This is a genomic window from Mycobacteroides franklinii, assembly GCF_002013895.1.
In the GTDB taxonomy this organism is placed as follows: Bacteria; Actinomycetota; Actinomycetes; order Mycobacteriales; family Mycobacteriaceae; genus Mycobacterium; species Mycobacterium franklinii.
Genome location: NZ_MAFQ01000004.1, coordinates 193,826 through 209,415, shown reverse-complemented (window position 1 = coordinate 209,415; position 15,590 = coordinate 193,826). Strand labels below are relative to the sequence as shown.

The window sequence follows — 15,590 nt, the reverse complement described above, 5'->3', positions numbered from 1 at the left end:
GAGCGGAACAGACTCAAGATTTTTGACGTTAGAACCAATGACTAACTTTTCTCTCAACCAATGGAGGTGTTGTGGACTCGTTCAATCCGACCACGAAGACTCAGGCCGCGCTGACTGCTGCCCTCCAGGCAGCGACCTCAGCGGGCAACCCCGAAATCCGTCCGGCCCACCTGTTGGTGGCGCTGCTGAGCCAGGCCGATGGCATCGCCGCGCCGCTTCTACAGGCCGTGGGTGTCGACCCCGCGGTCGTACGCAACGAAGCGCAGGTCATCGCCGATCGGCTGCCTCAAGTCAGTAACGCCAGCGCCAACCCGCAGCTGTCGCGTGACTCCATCGCCGCGATCACCACGGCGCAACAGCTCGCCACCGAGCTCAACGATGACTATGTATCCACCGAGCACTTGCTCGTCGGCTTGGCCACCGGTGATTCCGATATCGCCAAACTGCTTGCCAACAGCGGCGCTACCCCACAGGCGCTGCGCGATGCCTTCGTTCAGGTGCGCGGCAGCGGCCGGGTGACCAGTGCCGAGCCCGAGGCGACGTTCCAGGCATTGGAGAAGTACTCCACCGATCTGACCGCCCGTGCCCGTGAGGGCAAGCTCGACCCGGTGATCGGTCGCGATACCGAGATCCGCCGCGTCGTACAGGTGCTGAGCCGGCGCACCAAGAACAATCCGGTGCTGATCGGTGAGCCCGGTGTCGGTAAGACCGCCATCGTGGAGGGCCTGGCGCAGCGCATCGTCGCCGGCGACGTACCCGAAAGTCTGCGTGGCAAGACTGTCGTATCGCTGGACCTTGGCTCCATGGTGGCCGGTGCGAAGTACCGGGGCGAGTTCGAGGAGCGGTTGAAGGCTGTTCTGGATGAGATCAAAAACTCTGCCGGACAATTGATTACGTTCATCGACGAACTGCACACCATCGTGGGTGCGGGCGCGACCGGAGAGTCGGCGATGGACGCCGGCAACATGATCAAGCCCATGCTGGCACGCGGTGAGCTGCGCCTGGTCGGTGCCACCACACTCGACGAGTATCGCAAGTACATCGAGAAGGACGCCGCCCTGGAGCGGCGGTTCCAGCAGGTGCTGGTGGGTGAGCCGTCGGTCGAGGACACCGTGGGCATCCTCCGTGGCATCAAGGAGCGCTACGAGATTCACCACGGCGTACGGATCACCGACTCGGCACTGGTGGCCGCCGCGACGCTGTCCGACCGGTACATCACCTCACGCTTCCTGCCGGATAAGGCGATTGACCTTGTCGACGAGGCCGCATCTCGTCTGCGCATGGAAATCGATTCGCGCCCAGTGGAAATCGACGAGGTCGAGCGTGTTGTGCGTCGTCTCGAGATCGAAGAGATGGCGCTGTCGAAGGAAGACGACGAGGCCTCGAAGCAGCGCCTGGTCAAGCTGCGTGAGGAGCTGGCCGATAAGAAGGAGCGGCTCGCGGAGCTGACCGCACGGTGGCAGAACGAGAAGAAGGCCATCGACGCGGTCCGTGATCTCAAGGAGCAGCTGGAAGGCCTCAAGGGAGAAGCCGACCGCGCCGAACGCGACGGCGATCTGGGTAAGGCCGCCGAACTGCGCTACGGACGCATTCCCGAGCTGGAGAAGCAGCTGGAGGCAGCGCTTCCAGGCCTGGACCATGACGGGAACGTCATGCTCAAGGAAGAGGTCGGCCCCGACGACGTCGCCGATGTGGTGTCGGCCTGGACCGGTATCCCGGCCGGGCGGCTCATGGAAGGCGAAACCGCCAAGCTGCTGCGCATGGAAGACGTGCTGGGGGCGCGGGTGGTCGGGCAGAAGAAGGCCGTCGAGGCCGTCTCGGATGCGGTACGCCGCGCCCGGGCCGGTGTCGCCGACCCGAACCGGCCCACCGGATCGTTCCTGTTCCTCGGGCCCACCGGTGTCGGCAAGACCGAGTTGGCCAAGGCGCTCGCGGACTTCCTCTTCGACGACGAGCACGCCATGGTGCGTATCGACATGTCGGAGTACGGCGAAAAGCATTCGGTCGCACGACTTGTCGGTGCCCCTCCGGGTTATGTCGGCTATGACGCCGGCGGTCAGCTGACCGAGGCGGTGCGCCGGCGCCCGTACACGGTGGTGCTGTTCGACGAGGTGGAAAAGGCGCACCCGGATGTGTTCGATGTGCTGCTGCAGGTGCTCGATGAGGGACGTCTCACCGACGGTCAGGGCCGCACGGTGGACTTCCGGAACACCATCTTGATCCTCACCTCCAACCTGGGGGCCGGTGGCTCCGAGGAGCAGGTGATGGCCGCGGTGCGTGCCAAGTTCAAGCCGGAGTTCATCAACCGGCTCGACGACGTGTTGATCTTCGAAGGCCTCAACCCTGAGGAACTGGTACGGATCGTCGACATCCAGCTGGCACAGCTGCAGAAGCGGCTCGCGCAGCGCCGGTTGACACTCGAGGTGTCCGAGCCCGCCAAGAAGTGGCTGGCCCAACGCGGGTTCGACCCGATTTACGGGGCACGTCCGCTGCGGCGTCTGGTGCAGCAGGCGATCGGCGACAAGCTGGCCAAGCAGCTGTTGGCCGGTGAGGTGCACGATGGCGACGTCGTTCCGGTGAACGTGAGTGCCGACGGCGAATCGCTCATCCTGGGATAAGTAGCTGTCGAGTGTCGACTTATCGCGCTGTCTACTCGGACTTTCGCGCGGTAAGTCGACATTCGGCGCTATCGAGAGCCCATCACGGACCGGTAACTCTGGGTCACGATCCGAGCGGTCTGTGCGGCAGTTGGGCCGGTACCGGTTAGGCTGTCGCGGATGGCTCTACTTTGGTTCACGCTGTCCGCACTGTGCTTCGTCTGTGCGGGCGTGCTGCTGTACGTGGATATCGGCCGCCGCCGCAGCCGCGGACACCGCCGCAAGGCCTGGGCGCGATCTCACGGCTTCGACTACATGTCGCAGGACAAAGAGATCGTGAAGCGCTGGAACCGCGGCGTGATGTCCAGCGCGGGATCGGCCGCGGCCGCGAACGTGGTCCTCGGACAGATCCGTGGGGAGGCCGTCTACGTCTTCGACCTGGAGGACGTCGCGACCATCATCGCGCTGCACCGCAAGGTGGGCACCAACGTCATGGTGGATCTGCGGCTCAAGGTCATGCAGGAGCCTCGCGAATCGGATATCTGGCTGTTGGGTGCCATCGGGCCGCGCATGGTGTACTCCACCAACCTGGACGCCGCTCGTCGCGCCTGTGATCGGCGCATGGTCACCTTCGCCCACACCGCGACCGAGACGGCGGAGGTGTTGTGGAACGAGCAGCACTGGACGCTGGCCGCGCTTCCCATCAACAGCAACCGTGAGCAGTGGGACGAGGGCCTCAAGGCCGTCCGCCAGTTCAATGACCTGCTGCGCGTGTTGCCCCCGTCCGGGGAATCGGCACTCTCGCCCATCCAGGCCGCGGAACGCCCGAGCCGACCCGTCGGTTCCAACTCCTCGCCCGCGGGCGACCGGCAGCCCGCCCCCGTGGGTCAGGGCCAACCGCAGGGCAACTAGGCGCTAGGAACGCCGCCACAGCTGGTTCATCGGCAGTGGCCACCAGAATTTCTTGTCGAGGATCACCGCGAGCGTCGGCACCGTGAAGGTGCGCACGACGAATGTGTCGATGATCAAACCCAGACCGATCGTCGAGCCCATCTGAGCGACGTTCACCAGACTCGAACCCATCATCGCGAACTGTGTCATCGCGAATACCAGCCCGGCTGTCGTCACGACTCCGCCGGTGCCGGCGATGGTGCGGATGACACCTGTCCGGATACCGGCACTCATCTCTTCCTTGAAGCGCGACGCCACCAGCAGGTTGTAGTCGGCGCCCACCGAGATGAGAATCGCGAACACCGCGACCGGCACCGACCAGTGCAACTGAATGCCGAGCACGTGTTGCCAGATCACCAGGGCCAGACCGAGCGTCGACGCGAAGGACACCAGCACCGAGCCGATGACGATCAGTGAGGCCACCAAACCGCGCAGCAGGAGCAGCACCACGGTGAAGATCACCGTAAGACAGCCGATCATGATCAGCTTTTCGTCGCGGTCGAGCATCACCCGCATATCGCCGATCAGTGCTGCCGGGCCGGCGATTTCGATGACACTGCCCTCCAAACGAGTGCCCTTGAGCGCGTACTTCATCTCATGCGCCAGATCCCGGACGCGCTGGATGCCCTCGTCGCCGTAGCTGCTGCCGTTGCCGATCACGATCATGCGGGTGGTGGTGCCGTCCTCGGAGAACATCATCTTCAGGTACGGCTTGAAACGCGGATCTGAGAGCATCTGCGCGGGGAAGTAGAAGTAGTCCCCGGTGCCCGCACTACTTCGGCCGAGGTCCTGCATCAGCGAGGTCATGGTATCGATTTGCGACATCATCTGAGCCATCTGCTCATTGGTCTCGGTCATCAGATCCTGCATCGCGGACATCGAGTCGAGCATGCGCGGCATGGTCCGTGCGGCCTGGGCCAAACCTCCGGTCATGGAGCCCGAAGTGCTGACGAGACTGCGCATTTGGTCGGTGACGCTCGACATGTTCTCGAAGTTGGAAAGGGTGGATCGTGCGCCCACGCACATCGGATCGGCGGCGCAGTTGGGCTGTGCCCGCACCACCTCGCGGGCCGGACCCATCACCGAATTAAGTTGTGATTTCATCTGATTCAGGCTGGCTTGGATCGGCCCGGCCGCCGCGCTGAATTGGGCGGCGCCCTGCTGTGCGGTACGCAGCGTGTTCTGCAGACCCTGCAGGGTGGTCATCATCGAGTTCATGTTGTCGGTCATCGCGCGGATCCGCTGTTGCCGCTGTTCCATGACGATCTTGTTCTGCGACACCATCGTTCCGGCCATCCCCACGCTGTACATGAGGGAGGTCTGATCCATCGGGATCCCCGTCGGCCGGGTGATCCACTGCACCGAGGCCACGCTGTCCAGCTTGGTGATCTGTTGCGCTGCTTTCTCCAGGAGTCCGATGTTGGCCGAGGTGCGCAGATCTTCTGGGGCGCGGATGAGGATCATGTCGGGATTCATCTGGCCCGCGGGAAAGTGCTCCTGAATCGCGTTCATGCCGGCCGCGCTGGGCATGTCCTTCGGGATGAACTGCAGTTCGTCGTAATTGAAGGAGGCGGTGGGGATCACCATCATGAGCACGATCAATGCGGCGAAGGTGGTGACGAATATGGGCTTTGGCCAGCGCGCCACCCGGATGCCGATACGGCGCCACAGCCGGGTCGACCGGGTGGTCGATTTGGGTTCGAACCAGCCGAACCTGCGCGCGCCGATGAGCAGCGCGCCGGGTGTCACCGTCACCGCCGACAGCACCGTGAAGATCATTGTGATGGCCCCGGGGATGCCCATCGATCTCATCATGTCCAGCTGGGCGAATGTCATGCAGGACAACGCGCCTGCGACCGTAAACCCGGACGCGATCACGACCGGCGCCACGCCTCGATAACCTGCGCGGAAGGCGTCGTCGACACTGAGGCCGGCACGTCGGCCCTCTTGGTAGCGGCCGATGAAGAAGATGGAGTAGTCGGTACCCGCGCCCAACGCCAGCGCACCCATCAAGGCGTTGGTCATCATGGATGTCGGAATCAGCCCGGCCAGGGTCAGGAAGCTTGCGATCGGGGTAGCGATCCCGACCGCAACGCCCACCGTGATCAATGGCAAGAATGCGACCACGAGGGAGCGGTATACCAAGAGCAGCAGGCCGCCCACCAGCACGAGCGACAGCCCACCGATGATCACGACATCGCGCATCATCGTGTTGATCTGATCGGCGGCGGCCTGGCTTGTTCCGGTGGCGTAGATCGTGGTGCCCGCAGGCTTGGCGATGTCATCGATGATGCGTTGCACGGCCTTTGCGGATTCCATGGCCTTGGGTCCGCCGATCTCCCCGGACAGTTGCACCTGCGCCAAGGCGACCATCTTGTCGGGACTTTCCGATGCTGTCGCGAATTGCGGGTCGGACCACATGTCCATGCCCGGCTCCACATGCTCGGTGTCGGCCCGCAGGCGCTTCATCAGTTCGGCACGGAACTGCCGGTCCTCCTCGGTGAACGGCTGATTCTTGACGACGACGACGGCGGCGGTGTTGTTCGACTCGGACTCCCCGAACGCCTTGGCCATGTGTTTGAGCGCGGCCGCGGACTCGGTGTTGGTGGGCATCATAGGGCTGCCGTGGGTCAGGGCGAGCTCTTCGAGGTCGGGTGCCGATGCCATCAGGCCACCGGCCACCAGCATGAGCAGCCCGATGATCGCGGCGGCGTGCCTGCTGATGATCCCGGCGAAGTGGCCGAAAACTGGACTGTCGTGCATCAGTGACCGCCTTGCGCGCCGAGTTTTTGGAATGCGACGAGATTGCAGCTCACCGAAGGGGTGCGGCTGGTGTCGGTTTTCTCGTCGGCGACCTTGCCGTCGACGGTGATTCGACAGGTCACGGTGCCGGTGGATATCGCCGTGACGCCCGCGGTGAATCCGAAATCGCTGGTGGTCAGGCTGGTGCGCCAGGGCGCGGCGCCGTTGAAGAGCCGTGATTGGCCCTTTTCGTCGAGATAGGACACCGTGATGGGCGCTCCGCCGCTGGATACCTCGTAGGTGACCGTCTTGGGCTGGCTGAGCGACATGGCGCTCACGGGTTGCGCGGTCGGGGCGGTCTCCGGGGTCGGCAGTGCAACCTTCGGCGCGGTGGTTATGTAGGTGCCCGCGGCGAGCCACAATGCGATAAGTACCGGGTAAATCCAGCGCTGACGCTCTATGAGCCACCCCACTACCCGGTCGAGCATTTCGCGATGCTAGCAACGCTGACTCGGGCAAGCGGCGATTTCCGAACAATTTGTACTAGTAACTTTTAGTACCGGTTATGCGACGAGAGGAAGTGCCCGGTCAGCCGGGTACGCTGACCAACCATGGTCGACGGTCTTCGCGCAAGCGGCTCATCCGCGCCTGATGGTCTTCGCGCAAGCGGCTCATCCGCGCCTGACGGTCTTGGCTCATCCGCGGCTGACACGAATTCCGTGCGCCCCGTGGCGCTCATCACCGGCCCCACCTCGGGCCTGGGGGGCGGTTTTGCTCGCAAGTACGCCTCGCAGGGATATGACGTGGTGCTCGTTGCCCGTGATGAGCAGCGCCTGGGGGCGCTGGCCGACGAGCTCGCCTGCCGATTCGGTGTACATGCCGAGGTGCTGCCCGCCGACCTGGCCGATGCCACCGATCGGGCAAGGGTCGCCAAGCGCCTCGCGGCCGGCGTGTCGGTGTTGATCAACAACGCCGGATTCGCGACTGCCGGCGAGTTCTGGGTAGCGGCGCCCGAACTGCTGCACGCGCAGCTGGACGTGAATGTCACTGCCGTCATGGAGCTGACTCGTGCGGCCCTGCCCTCGATGATCGAAGCGGGCACCGGCACCGTCGTCAATGTGGCGAGCGTAGCCGGCCTGGTCTCCGGGCGCGGCTCGACGTACTCGGCGTCGAAGGCCTGGGTGGTCTCCTTCACCGAAGGATTGGCAAACGGGTTGTTGGGCACCGGCGTTGGCATGCACGTGTTGTGCCCCGGGTTCATCCACACCGAGTTTCACGAGCGGGCCGGAATTGAGATGGGCACCATCCCGGAATTCATGTGGCTCCAGGTTGATGACGTGGTCAACGCGTGCCTGCATGACATCGCCGCCGGTAAGGTGCTCAGTGTTCCCGGCGTGCAATACAAGGCGATCACTTCGGTAACACGGTTAATACCAAGAGGTTTGGTGCGGAAATTCAACAGCGTGGTAGGACGGGGTCGTGGCAGAACTTGATTTAGGACCGGATCTCAACGTCGCCGAGCGTGACGAGTTGGCGGCGTTGGTCCGCGATATCGCGGTGGTGCACGGCAAGGTGACCTTGTCGTCGGGCAAGGAGGCCGACTATTACGTCGACCTGCGTCGCGCCACACTGCATCACCGTGCCGGGGCCCTGATCGGGCGGCTGGTACGCGAGCTGACCAGCGACTGGGACTACGCCGGGGTTGGCGGGCTGACTCTGGGTGCTGATCCGGTCGCGACGGCCGTCATGCACGCCGGCGGACGGCCCATCGACGCTTTTGTGGTGCGTAAGTCGGTGAAAGCCCATGGCATGCAACGGCTTATCGAGGGATTCGACGTGGCCGGGCAGAAGGTTCTGGTGGTCGAGGACACCAGTACCACCGGCGGTTCCGCGCTTACCGCAGTGCAAGCGGTCCGTGAGGCCGGAGGCACGGTGATCGGGGTGGCGACCGTCGTCGACCGTGACACCGGTGCCGCCGAGGCTATTCGCGCCGAAGGTGTTCCCTATCGGTATGTGCTGGGACTGGCGGATCTCGGCCTGGCCGGATCGTGACCTTCCGGAGGGCCCTGGTTGCTCTGTTGGCCGGGGTCCTGGTCCTGACGGGCTGCTCGAAAGACCCTGAGAAACAACAGGTCTACGGCGCTCAGGCTGCGAAGGTCGGCGAGACACAGAGTGTGCTGGGCTGGAACCTCGGTGTCGCCAATCTGCGATTCCAGAACGGGTACGTGCTGGTCGACATCACGGGGGCGGCCGCCAAACCGGGGGAGAAGCCCACTGCCGCCGCGGATCTGCGTTTCGGGCTGTACGGTTCGCTGGCACATCCGCTGGAAGTGCCAGCATTGAACGGGTGCGGTGGGCTGACCGATCTGTCGATACATCCCCTGAGCGCACCGACTCCAGATCAGCTCACCGGCACGGTGTGCCTGGGGCCCATGCAAAACCAGAGCGCGGTGCGCGGCGTGTACGTGTACTCGGCCAAGGACCGTATTGCCGGAACCACCGTGGCCTACCCGGTGGCGTACCCGATGGGTCTGCTACCGACGCCGCAGAATGACTCGGGCTTGGTGATCATCACCAAGAGCATGGAGGCCTGGCGGGCCAACGGTCAGCAGATCAGCCAGGTGGATTTGGGTGATCCAAATGCCTTCACCGGCAACGGATACTCGCTGCTGGGGCTGAACATTTCGGGGGTCGCGGCGCGCTATCGCGATGAATCGGCGGCCCGCGGCGGACCGCTCATGGTCACGGTGGCACCGACGCTGCCCGGGCCCGGCCTACCGCGCAGCTGTGCGGTCTACGGCGCCTCGGTGCTGGTGCTGCCGGACGCTGCCCTTGATGCCGTGCAGCTGCAGCCCTCGCTATGTCTGCAGGGGGAGATCAATGCGGCGGTGCTCGCGGGCACGCTGTCGGTGATCGGTACGCACGCCGCGGTGTGGACGAACTCGTGAGTGCGGACTCGGAAGATCCCAAGGACGGACCCACGGAGCCGTCTTTGTGGGGCGCCACCGGCAACGGTGTGGGGCCCTGGGCGCTGGATCGGGGTCTGCCGCTACCGGAAGATCCGCGCTACGACCCGGAACTCTTGCGTGACGGTGATGCCCGCAATGTGGTTGACGCCTATCGCTATTGGCGGCGAGACGCGATCGTCGCCGATATCGACAGCAGACGGCATCGGTTACACATCGCCATCGAGAACTTTGAAAATGACGCCAATATCGGGACGGTGGTGCGCACCGCCAACGCGTTCGCGGTGCACACCGTGCATATCGTGGGCCGGCGGCGCTGGAACCGCCGTGGCGCCATGGTCACCGACCGCTATCAGCACCTGATGCACCATGACAGCACCGATGAGCTTCTCGAGTACGCCAAGCAGACCGGTCTGACGGTGGTGGCCGTCGACAACGTGCCCGGCTCGGTACCGCTGGAGACGGCACAGTTGCCCGCAGACTGTTTGATGGTGTTTGGACAGGAGGGGCCGGGCGTCACCGATACATCGAAAGGCGGTGCGGTGATGACGGTTTCGATCGCACAGTTCGGATCGACGCGCAGCATCAATGCCGGGGTCGCCGCGGGGATCGCCATGCACGCCTGGATCCGCCAGCATGGCGACCTGAACAGGGCGTGGTGAGCCCCGCCTAGTATCGGGTGCATGGATGTGCTGTGGGCTAACCGTGCCAGTAGCGCCGAAGCCGCGATTACCGCACGGCATCTCTCGTCGCTGTGGCATCTGCCGGGGATGCAATTGGGCATCGTCACATGGCCGCCGGCGCCGGGTGCCACCTGGTTCAAGAACTGGCACTACTGGTGGCAGGCGCATCTGCAGGACTGCCTGATCGATGCGCAACTGCGTGACCCGCGCCCGGATCGGCTCAAGCACATCGCGGACATGCAACGCGCACATCGCTTTCGCAATGTCTTCATGTGGACCAACCAGTACTACGACGACATGGCGTGGTTGGCGCTGGCCATGCAGCGCGCCTCCGAGCTGCTGGGCCTGGAGCGTCCCCGTGCGCTGAATCGCCTACGGCAGCAGTTCCTCGACGCGTGGATGCCGCAGTACGGGGGTGGCATCCCGTGGCGCAAGCAGGACAGGTTCTTCAACACCCCCGCCAACGGGCCCGCGGCAATCGTGTTGGCGCGCACCGGAAGAGTGTGGCGGGCAGAGGTGATGTCCGACTGGATCGACAAGACTCTCGTTGACCCGGACTCGCATCTGGTGATCGATGGCATCCAAGAGGACGGCACCCTCGAACGGGCCACCTATACCTACTGTCAGGGTGTGGTTTTGGGGCTGGAGACGGAGCTGGCGGTGCGGACCGCCGAGTCGCGGCATGCCCAGCGCGTGCATCGGCTGGTCCACGCGGTCAGGGATCAGATGACCGACGACGGGGTCATCAGGGGCAGCGGCGGCGGAGACGGCGGGCTGTTCAACGGCATTCTGGCCCGTTATCTGGCGCTGGTGGTCACCACGCTCCCGGAGAACTCGGCGCAGGACGCCGATGCGCACACCACGGCCCGGGACATCTTGCTGGCCTCGGCGGAGGCCGCATGGGCCAATCGGCTGACGGTCGAGGATCTTCCGTTGTTCGGCGCGGACTGGACGCGGTCGGCCGATCTGCCGACCGCACAGTCGGCGGCTTCGCAGTTCGTGGCCGGTGCGGTCAATCCGTCGAAGGTTCCCGAGCGGGATTTGTCGGTGCAGCTGTCCGGTTGGATGCTGCTCGAAGCCGCACACGTGGTCGCCTGACGTGGCGCGGGAGGATTTCAGCTTCTTTCATCCGCTGCGGGTGCGCTGGGCCGAGGTGGACATGCAGGGCGTGGTCTTCAACGCTCACTACCTGGCGTACTTCGATGTCGCGCTCACCGAGTACTGGGCAGCGCTGACCGGCGCGCGCAATGCCGGTGGCGATGGGGTCTTCGAGCACATGTACGTGGTGAAATCGGTCATCGACTATCACGCGTCGGCTCGCTTCGACGATACCGTCGATATCGGGGTACGCATTGCCCGGATGGGCCGGGCCAGCATGACCTGCCACTTCGAGATCCACCGTGGCGGTGAACATCTCATCACCGGTGAGACGGTCTACGTGCACGCCGTCGACGGCAAGTCCGCGTCGTTCCCGGATGCCTTCCGGGCCAAGGTGACCGAGTTCGAGAAGACCCAGCCCACCTCGCTGTGAACCCGGCCGCACGCCCAGATCTGCGTTTTGCACGGAAAGTGCGGGTAGACCTCTACATTTCGTCGATGTCGACGAAAGCTCAGGCCTCGGTCGGCGTCTCGGAGCCCGCTGCGCCCTTGGCCGCCTTGCGGCGGCGCATCCACTCGAAGAACATCGGGGCCACCGAGGCCAACACGATCACGATGAAGATCGGTTCGAGCAGCTTCTGAATGACTTGGAACTGGCCCAGCCAGTAGCCCAACAGGGTCAGGCCGACGCCCCAGACGACGGCGCCCAGGATGTTGTACAGCGCGAAGATCGGGTAACTCATCCGGGCCGCGCCGGCGGTGATCGGGGCCAGGGTGCGCACGATCGGTACGAATCGTGCGATCACGATGGCGAAGGGGCCCTTCTTCTCGAAGAACGCATGTGCCTCGTCGAGGTAGCGCTGTTTGAGGAAGCGTGCGTCGGGTTTGAACATGGAGGTGCCGATGCCGCGCCCGATCCAGTAGCCGACTTGCCCGCCCAGGATGGCCGCGATGGGAATGAAGACCAGCAGCTTCCAGAGCTGGAAGTTGGCTTGCTGGATGCTCTCGTCGGCGACTCCGGCGGCCAGTTTGGCGGCGAAAAGACCCGCGACGAACAGCAGCGAGTCGCCGGGCAGCACCGGGAACAGCACACCCGATTCCACGAAGATCACCACCAGCAACCCGAGCAATGCCAGCGTCCCGAACTGCGCCAGCAGCTTGGTGGGGTCCAGGAAGCTGGGCATGAGGGCCAGGGTGGTCGTCGACGAAGCCAGGATCACGGCGCCAACAGTACCGGCGCTAAATGATGGAAACGTCCCTGGCTTATGGTGAGGGGCGATTTCTCAGAGCCCAGAACCGACTGCTCAGAACCGACATGGAGGTCACCGAAGTGCCCATCGCGACGCCCGAGGTCTACACCGAGATGCTGAATCGGGCCAAGGAGCATTCCTTCGCCTTCCCGGCCATCAACTGCACGTCTTCGGAATCCATCAACGCCGCCATCAAGGGATTCGCGGACGCCGGCAGTGACGGCATCATCCAGTTCTCCACCGGAGGAGCCGAGTTCGGCTCGGGCCTGGGTGTCAAAGACATGGTGACCGGTGCGGTCGCACTCGCCGAGTTCGCGCACGTCGTCGCCGCCAAGTACGACATCACCGTCGCGCTGCACACCGACCACTGCCCCAAGGACAAGCTGGACACCTATGTCCGTCCACTGCTGGCCATCTCCCAGGAGCGTGTCAACGCCGGCCGGGCTCCGCTGTTCCAGTCGCACATGTGGGACGGGTCCGCGGTGCCGATCGACGAGAACCTGACCATCGCGCAGGAGCTGTTGGCCGCCGCCGTCAAGGCCCACATCATTCTCGAGGTGGAGATCGGCGTCGTCGGTGGTGAAGAGGACGGTGTCGAGGCCGAGATCAACGAGAAGCTCTACACCACCCCCGAGGACTTCGAGAAGACCGTCGATGCGCTCGGCGTCGGCGAAAAGGGCCACTACCTGCTGGCGGCCACGTTCGGCAACGTGCACGGTGTGTACAAGCCCGGCAACGTCAAGCTCAAGCCGGAAGTGCTCGCCGAGGGACAGAAGGTGGCCTCGGCCAAGCTGGGTCTGCCGGAGGGCTCCAAGCCGTTCGACTTTGTCTTCCACGGCGGCTCGGGCTCGCTGAAGTCGGAGATCGAGGACTCGCTGCGCTACGGCGTGGTGAAGATGAACGTCGACACCGACACCCAGTACGCGTTCACCCGCCCGATCGCCGCGCACATGTTCACCAACTACGACGGTGTGCTCAAGATCGACGGCGAGGTGGGCGATAAGAAGACCTACGACCCGCGCAGCTACCTGAAGAAGGCCGAGGCCAACATGACGGCGCGTGTCGTCGAGGCGTGCAATGACCTGAAGTCGGCGGGCCGGTCGGTTTCCGCCGGACTGGCGTAAGCCGCAGCCCCGAGTGTGAGCGTCAGCGCTCGCACTCGGGGACATGCTGTTAGTCGGACTGGCAGATTTTCCACTGGTTGTCGCGGAACTGCAGATCGAAGCTGCGTGATGACCGGGTCTGCGGCGCGAAAGCCATGAACGACGTGACGTTGGCTTCGGCATGTTCGCCGTTGACGACGACCTCATCGATGCTGGCAACCACCGGGTACTGCTTGGCGGCCGCCACCTTCTGATACGTCTGCGACCAATCGGCGTCGGGGTAGCGCACGTAACCGTCGCGGGTCTCGCCACAGGTGATGGTGCGCAGGGCAGCCAGGTTGCCGGTCTGGATGGCGTTGTCGTAGTTCTGAATGCTGTTGCGTACCAACTCTTCTTGCGATGCTTTCGGCGTGCTGGTACGTGAGATGACGACTGCGGCAAGCACGATCACCGCGGCCAATGCGGCGACGACGAGTACCAGCGCGATAACCCAGCCCCAGCTGCGCTTCTCCGCCTTGCGTGGCGCGATGGTCTCGGGAGTTGCGACCTTGGGACGGGCCTGGGTCGCCAGCGGCTGGATGAGTTCGGTCTTGGGATCGTCGCCGACCGGCGCGATCATCTCGGTCTTGTTGGCATCGAATCCCGGCGCCGTGTAACGCGGAACCTCGGGTTTAGCCGGAGCCATCACCACGGTCTGGGCGTCATCGAGCGGGGGGACCGGACCGGTATCTGTGTTGTCCGCGGTATCCGAAACATCCGAAACATCCGATGCGTCCGGGGTGCTCGCGGCGCCTTCCGGCTGTTCGGCGGAGTCCGCAAGCTCGTCGCCCTGTGCGTCGGGCTTGGCCTCGGAATTTCCACCGGTGGGGTTCGCCATGCGTTTCGTTCCTTATCCGTGCTTACCGCTCTTTCGCGCAGGCGCGATCGACCGCGCCCACCCTATCGTGATCGCGGGAGACGGTTCGCGTCACAATGGGATCTATGAGTCTTTCCGATGAGTTCTCCCTGGTGTCCAATGCGTGATCTGCTGGGTCCCGAGCCAGTGCTGCTGCCCGGAGACGAGGACGCCGAATCGGCGCTGCTCAACGGTCAGGATCCGGCCGCGGTCGCGGCGGCCTACCCCGCGGCGTCGATCGCCTGGGCCGAACTGGCCGAGAACGCGCTGGATGACGACGGGTCTGACAACCGCACTGCCAGCATTGTCACGGCGTACGCGTTCGCGCGGACCGGGTATCACCGCGGCCTGGACCAGTTGCGGCGAAACGGTTGGAAGGGTTTTGGCCCGGTCCCGTATTCGCATGAGCCCAATCGTGGCTTCCTGCGTGCGGTGGCGGCCTTGGCGCGTGCCGCCAAACTGATCGGTGAGGACCACGAGTACGCGCGGTGCTGCGATCTACTCGACGATTGCGATCCCGCGGCGCGTCCCGCGTTGCTTTCTGCCTAACGCAACTCGACTTGCGTGATTTCCTCGCCTAGCCTTCGGCCATGACCGAGAGTTCGGCGGCGCATGGCTCGGTGCGTCCGGGGGGCCGCACCGAGCGCACCCGCCGGCAGGTACATGACGCGGTGCGGTCCCTGTTCGCCGAGGGGCGAGACACGGTCAGTGTCCGCGAGGTGTCGGAGCGCTCGGGTATCCACGAAGTGACGATCTACCGGCGTTGGGGAAACGTCGAATCGGTGATCCTCGATGTCGCGGTCACCCAGCTCAACGAAGAGTCACCGTTCCCCAACACCGGGAATCTGCGCGACGATCTGTTGACGTGGGCCATGGCGGTGTCGGCTCAGGTCAAATCCAAGGAAGGCTTCGCCTTCTACCGTGCGTTGGCGATGGCCCGCTCGGCGCTGTTCGGCAATGAGGAATCCGCGGCGGCGGGCAACGCGGCCGCCTACCTGAAGACGCGGACCGATCAGATTCAGGCGGCGATCGATGGCAGTGTCGCGCGCGGTGAGAATCCGCCCACCGTGGAGCAGATCTTCGATGCGGTGCTGGCCCCGATCTATCTGCGGGCCGTCTTCGGGTACGTCCCGCCCGACCAGGACCTGGAACAACTCGTGGACCGGGTTCTCGTCGGGTCAATCTGATCGCTCGCGCGGGCTGATGGCCTGCGCTGCCTGAATTTTCTCTCCTCGCGGGGCAGACCTGGGCACCGTATGCAAGAAAACTTGCATTAATCGGGGTGCGGTCTCATACTTCTTAATG

The 15,590-nt window shown here is 64.3% G+C and carries 15 protein-coding genes; 11 read left to right on the top strand and 4 right to left on the bottom strand.

The features are described 5' to 3' along the window. Nucleotides 1-71 precede the first annotated feature (71 nt). Both clpB and B4393_RS06885 read left to right on the top strand, forming a co-directional pair. Complete coding sequence (gene clpB, locus B4393_RS06890; RefSeq protein ID WP_078333489.1) at nucleotides 72-2,618, top strand: ATP-dependent chaperone ClpB; 2,547 nt, start codon at nucleotides 72-74, stop codon at nucleotides 2,616-2,618. 159 nt (nucleotides 2,619-2,777) lie between these two features. After that, nucleotides 2,778-3,509 carry a hypothetical protein gene (locus tag B4393_RS06885; protein ID WP_070938165.1) on the top strand — a complete coding sequence of 244 codons (732 nt, stop codon included), beginning with the start codon at nucleotides 2,778-2,780 and terminating at the stop codon, nucleotides 3,507-3,509. 3 nt (nucleotides 3,510-3,512) lie between these two features. Here B4393_RS06885 and B4393_RS06880 read toward each other — a convergent pair whose 3' ends face one another. Both B4393_RS06880 and B4393_RS06875 read right to left on the bottom strand, forming a co-directional pair. Continuing rightward, the gene (locus B4393_RS06880) at nucleotides 3,513-6,311 is read right to left on the bottom strand and encodes an MMPL/RND family transporter (RefSeq protein ID WP_078333488.1); all 2,799 of its coding nucleotides are present in this window, start codon (nucleotides 6,309-6,311) and stop codon (nucleotides 3,513-3,515) included. Continuing rightward, a complete protein-coding gene (locus B4393_RS06875; protein WP_078333487.1) occupies nucleotides 6,311-6,778 on the bottom strand; it encodes an MmpS family transport accessory protein in 468 nt (155 codons plus the stop codon). Before B4393_RS06875 ends, B4393_RS06880 begins: the two co-directional genes overlap by 1 nt. A gap of 231 nt (nucleotides 6,779-7,009) precedes the next feature. On the opposite strand from B4393_RS06875, the gene B4393_RS06870 reads away from it, so the two are divergent. From B4393_RS06870 to B4393_RS06845, 6 genes are read left to right on the top strand one after another with little or no spacing between them, the layout of a single operon-like run. Then, the gene (locus B4393_RS06870; RefSeq protein WP_078333486.1) at nucleotides 7,010-7,783 is read left to right on the top strand and encodes an SDR family NAD(P)-dependent oxidoreductase; all 774 of its coding nucleotides are present in this window, start codon (nucleotides 7,010-7,012) and stop codon (nucleotides 7,781-7,783) included. Further along, entirely contained in the window at nucleotides 7,770-8,342 is a 573-nt protein-coding gene (gene pyrE / locus B4393_RS06865) for an orotate phosphoribosyltransferase (protein ID WP_078333485.1), read from the top strand. The genes B4393_RS06870 and pyrE overlap by 14 nt, the downstream gene beginning before the upstream one ends. Beyond that, nucleotides 8,339-9,238, top strand: coding sequence for a hypothetical protein (locus B4393_RS06860; RefSeq protein ID WP_078333484.1), 900 nt, complete (start codon nucleotides 8,339-8,341; stop codon nucleotides 9,236-9,238). The genes pyrE and B4393_RS06860 overlap by 4 nt, the downstream gene beginning before the upstream one ends. Further along, on the top strand, nucleotides 9,235-9,918 hold the full coding sequence (locus B4393_RS06855; protein WP_109558434.1) for a TrmH family RNA methyltransferase: 684 nt from the start codon (nucleotides 9,235-9,237) through the stop codon (nucleotides 9,916-9,918). Before B4393_RS06860 ends, B4393_RS06855 begins: the two co-directional genes overlap by 4 nt. Before the next feature lie 21 nt (nucleotides 9,919-9,939). Then, nucleotides 9,940-11,037, top strand: a complete 1,098-nt coding sequence (locus tag B4393_RS06850; RefSeq protein ID WP_078333483.1) for a glycoside hydrolase family 76 protein — start codon at nucleotides 9,940-9,942, stop codon at nucleotides 11,035-11,037. Between the two features lies 1 nt (nucleotide 11,038). Then, entirely contained in the window at nucleotides 11,039-11,470 is a 432-nt protein-coding gene (locus B4393_RS06845) for an acyl-CoA thioesterase (protein ID WP_078333482.1), read from the top strand. Nucleotides 11,471-11,549: 79 nt separating this feature from the next. Here the strand turns inward: B4393_RS06845 and B4393_RS06840 are convergent, their stop codons facing one another. Then, nucleotides 11,550-12,257: a VTT domain-containing protein gene (locus B4393_RS06840; RefSeq protein WP_109420739.1), complete on the bottom strand. Its 708-nt coding sequence runs from the start codon at nucleotides 12,255-12,257 to the stop codon at nucleotides 11,550-11,552. 110 nt (nucleotides 12,258-12,367) lie between these two features. Between B4393_RS06840 and fbaA the strand changes: the two genes are divergently transcribed. Then, nucleotides 12,368-13,411 (top strand): class II fructose-bisphosphate aldolase, encoded by a 1,044-nt coding sequence (gene fbaA / locus B4393_RS06835; RefSeq protein ID WP_070939229.1) that lies wholly within the window; start codon nucleotides 12,368-12,370, stop codon nucleotides 13,409-13,411. A 49-nt stretch (nucleotides 13,412-13,460) separates the two neighbouring features. Here fbaA and B4393_RS06830 read toward each other — a convergent pair whose 3' ends face one another. Beyond that, entirely contained in the window at nucleotides 13,461-14,267 is an 807-nt protein-coding gene (locus B4393_RS06830; RefSeq protein WP_078333481.1) for an Rv0361 family membrane protein, read from the bottom strand. Nucleotides 14,268-14,405: 138 nt separating this feature from the next. Here B4393_RS06830 and B4393_RS06825 point away from each other — a divergent pair, with 138 nt between their 5' ends. Next, nucleotides 14,406-14,834, top strand: coding sequence for a DUF3151 domain-containing protein (locus B4393_RS06825; RefSeq protein WP_078333480.1), 429 nt, complete (start codon nucleotides 14,406-14,408; stop codon nucleotides 14,832-14,834). A 41-nt stretch (nucleotides 14,835-14,875) separates the two neighbouring features. Beyond that, nucleotides 14,876-15,472: a TetR/AcrR family transcriptional regulator gene (locus B4393_RS06820; protein ID WP_078333479.1), complete on the top strand. Its 597-nt coding sequence runs from the start codon at nucleotides 14,876-14,878 to the stop codon at nucleotides 15,470-15,472. Nucleotides 15,473-15,590 lie beyond the last annotated feature (118 nt).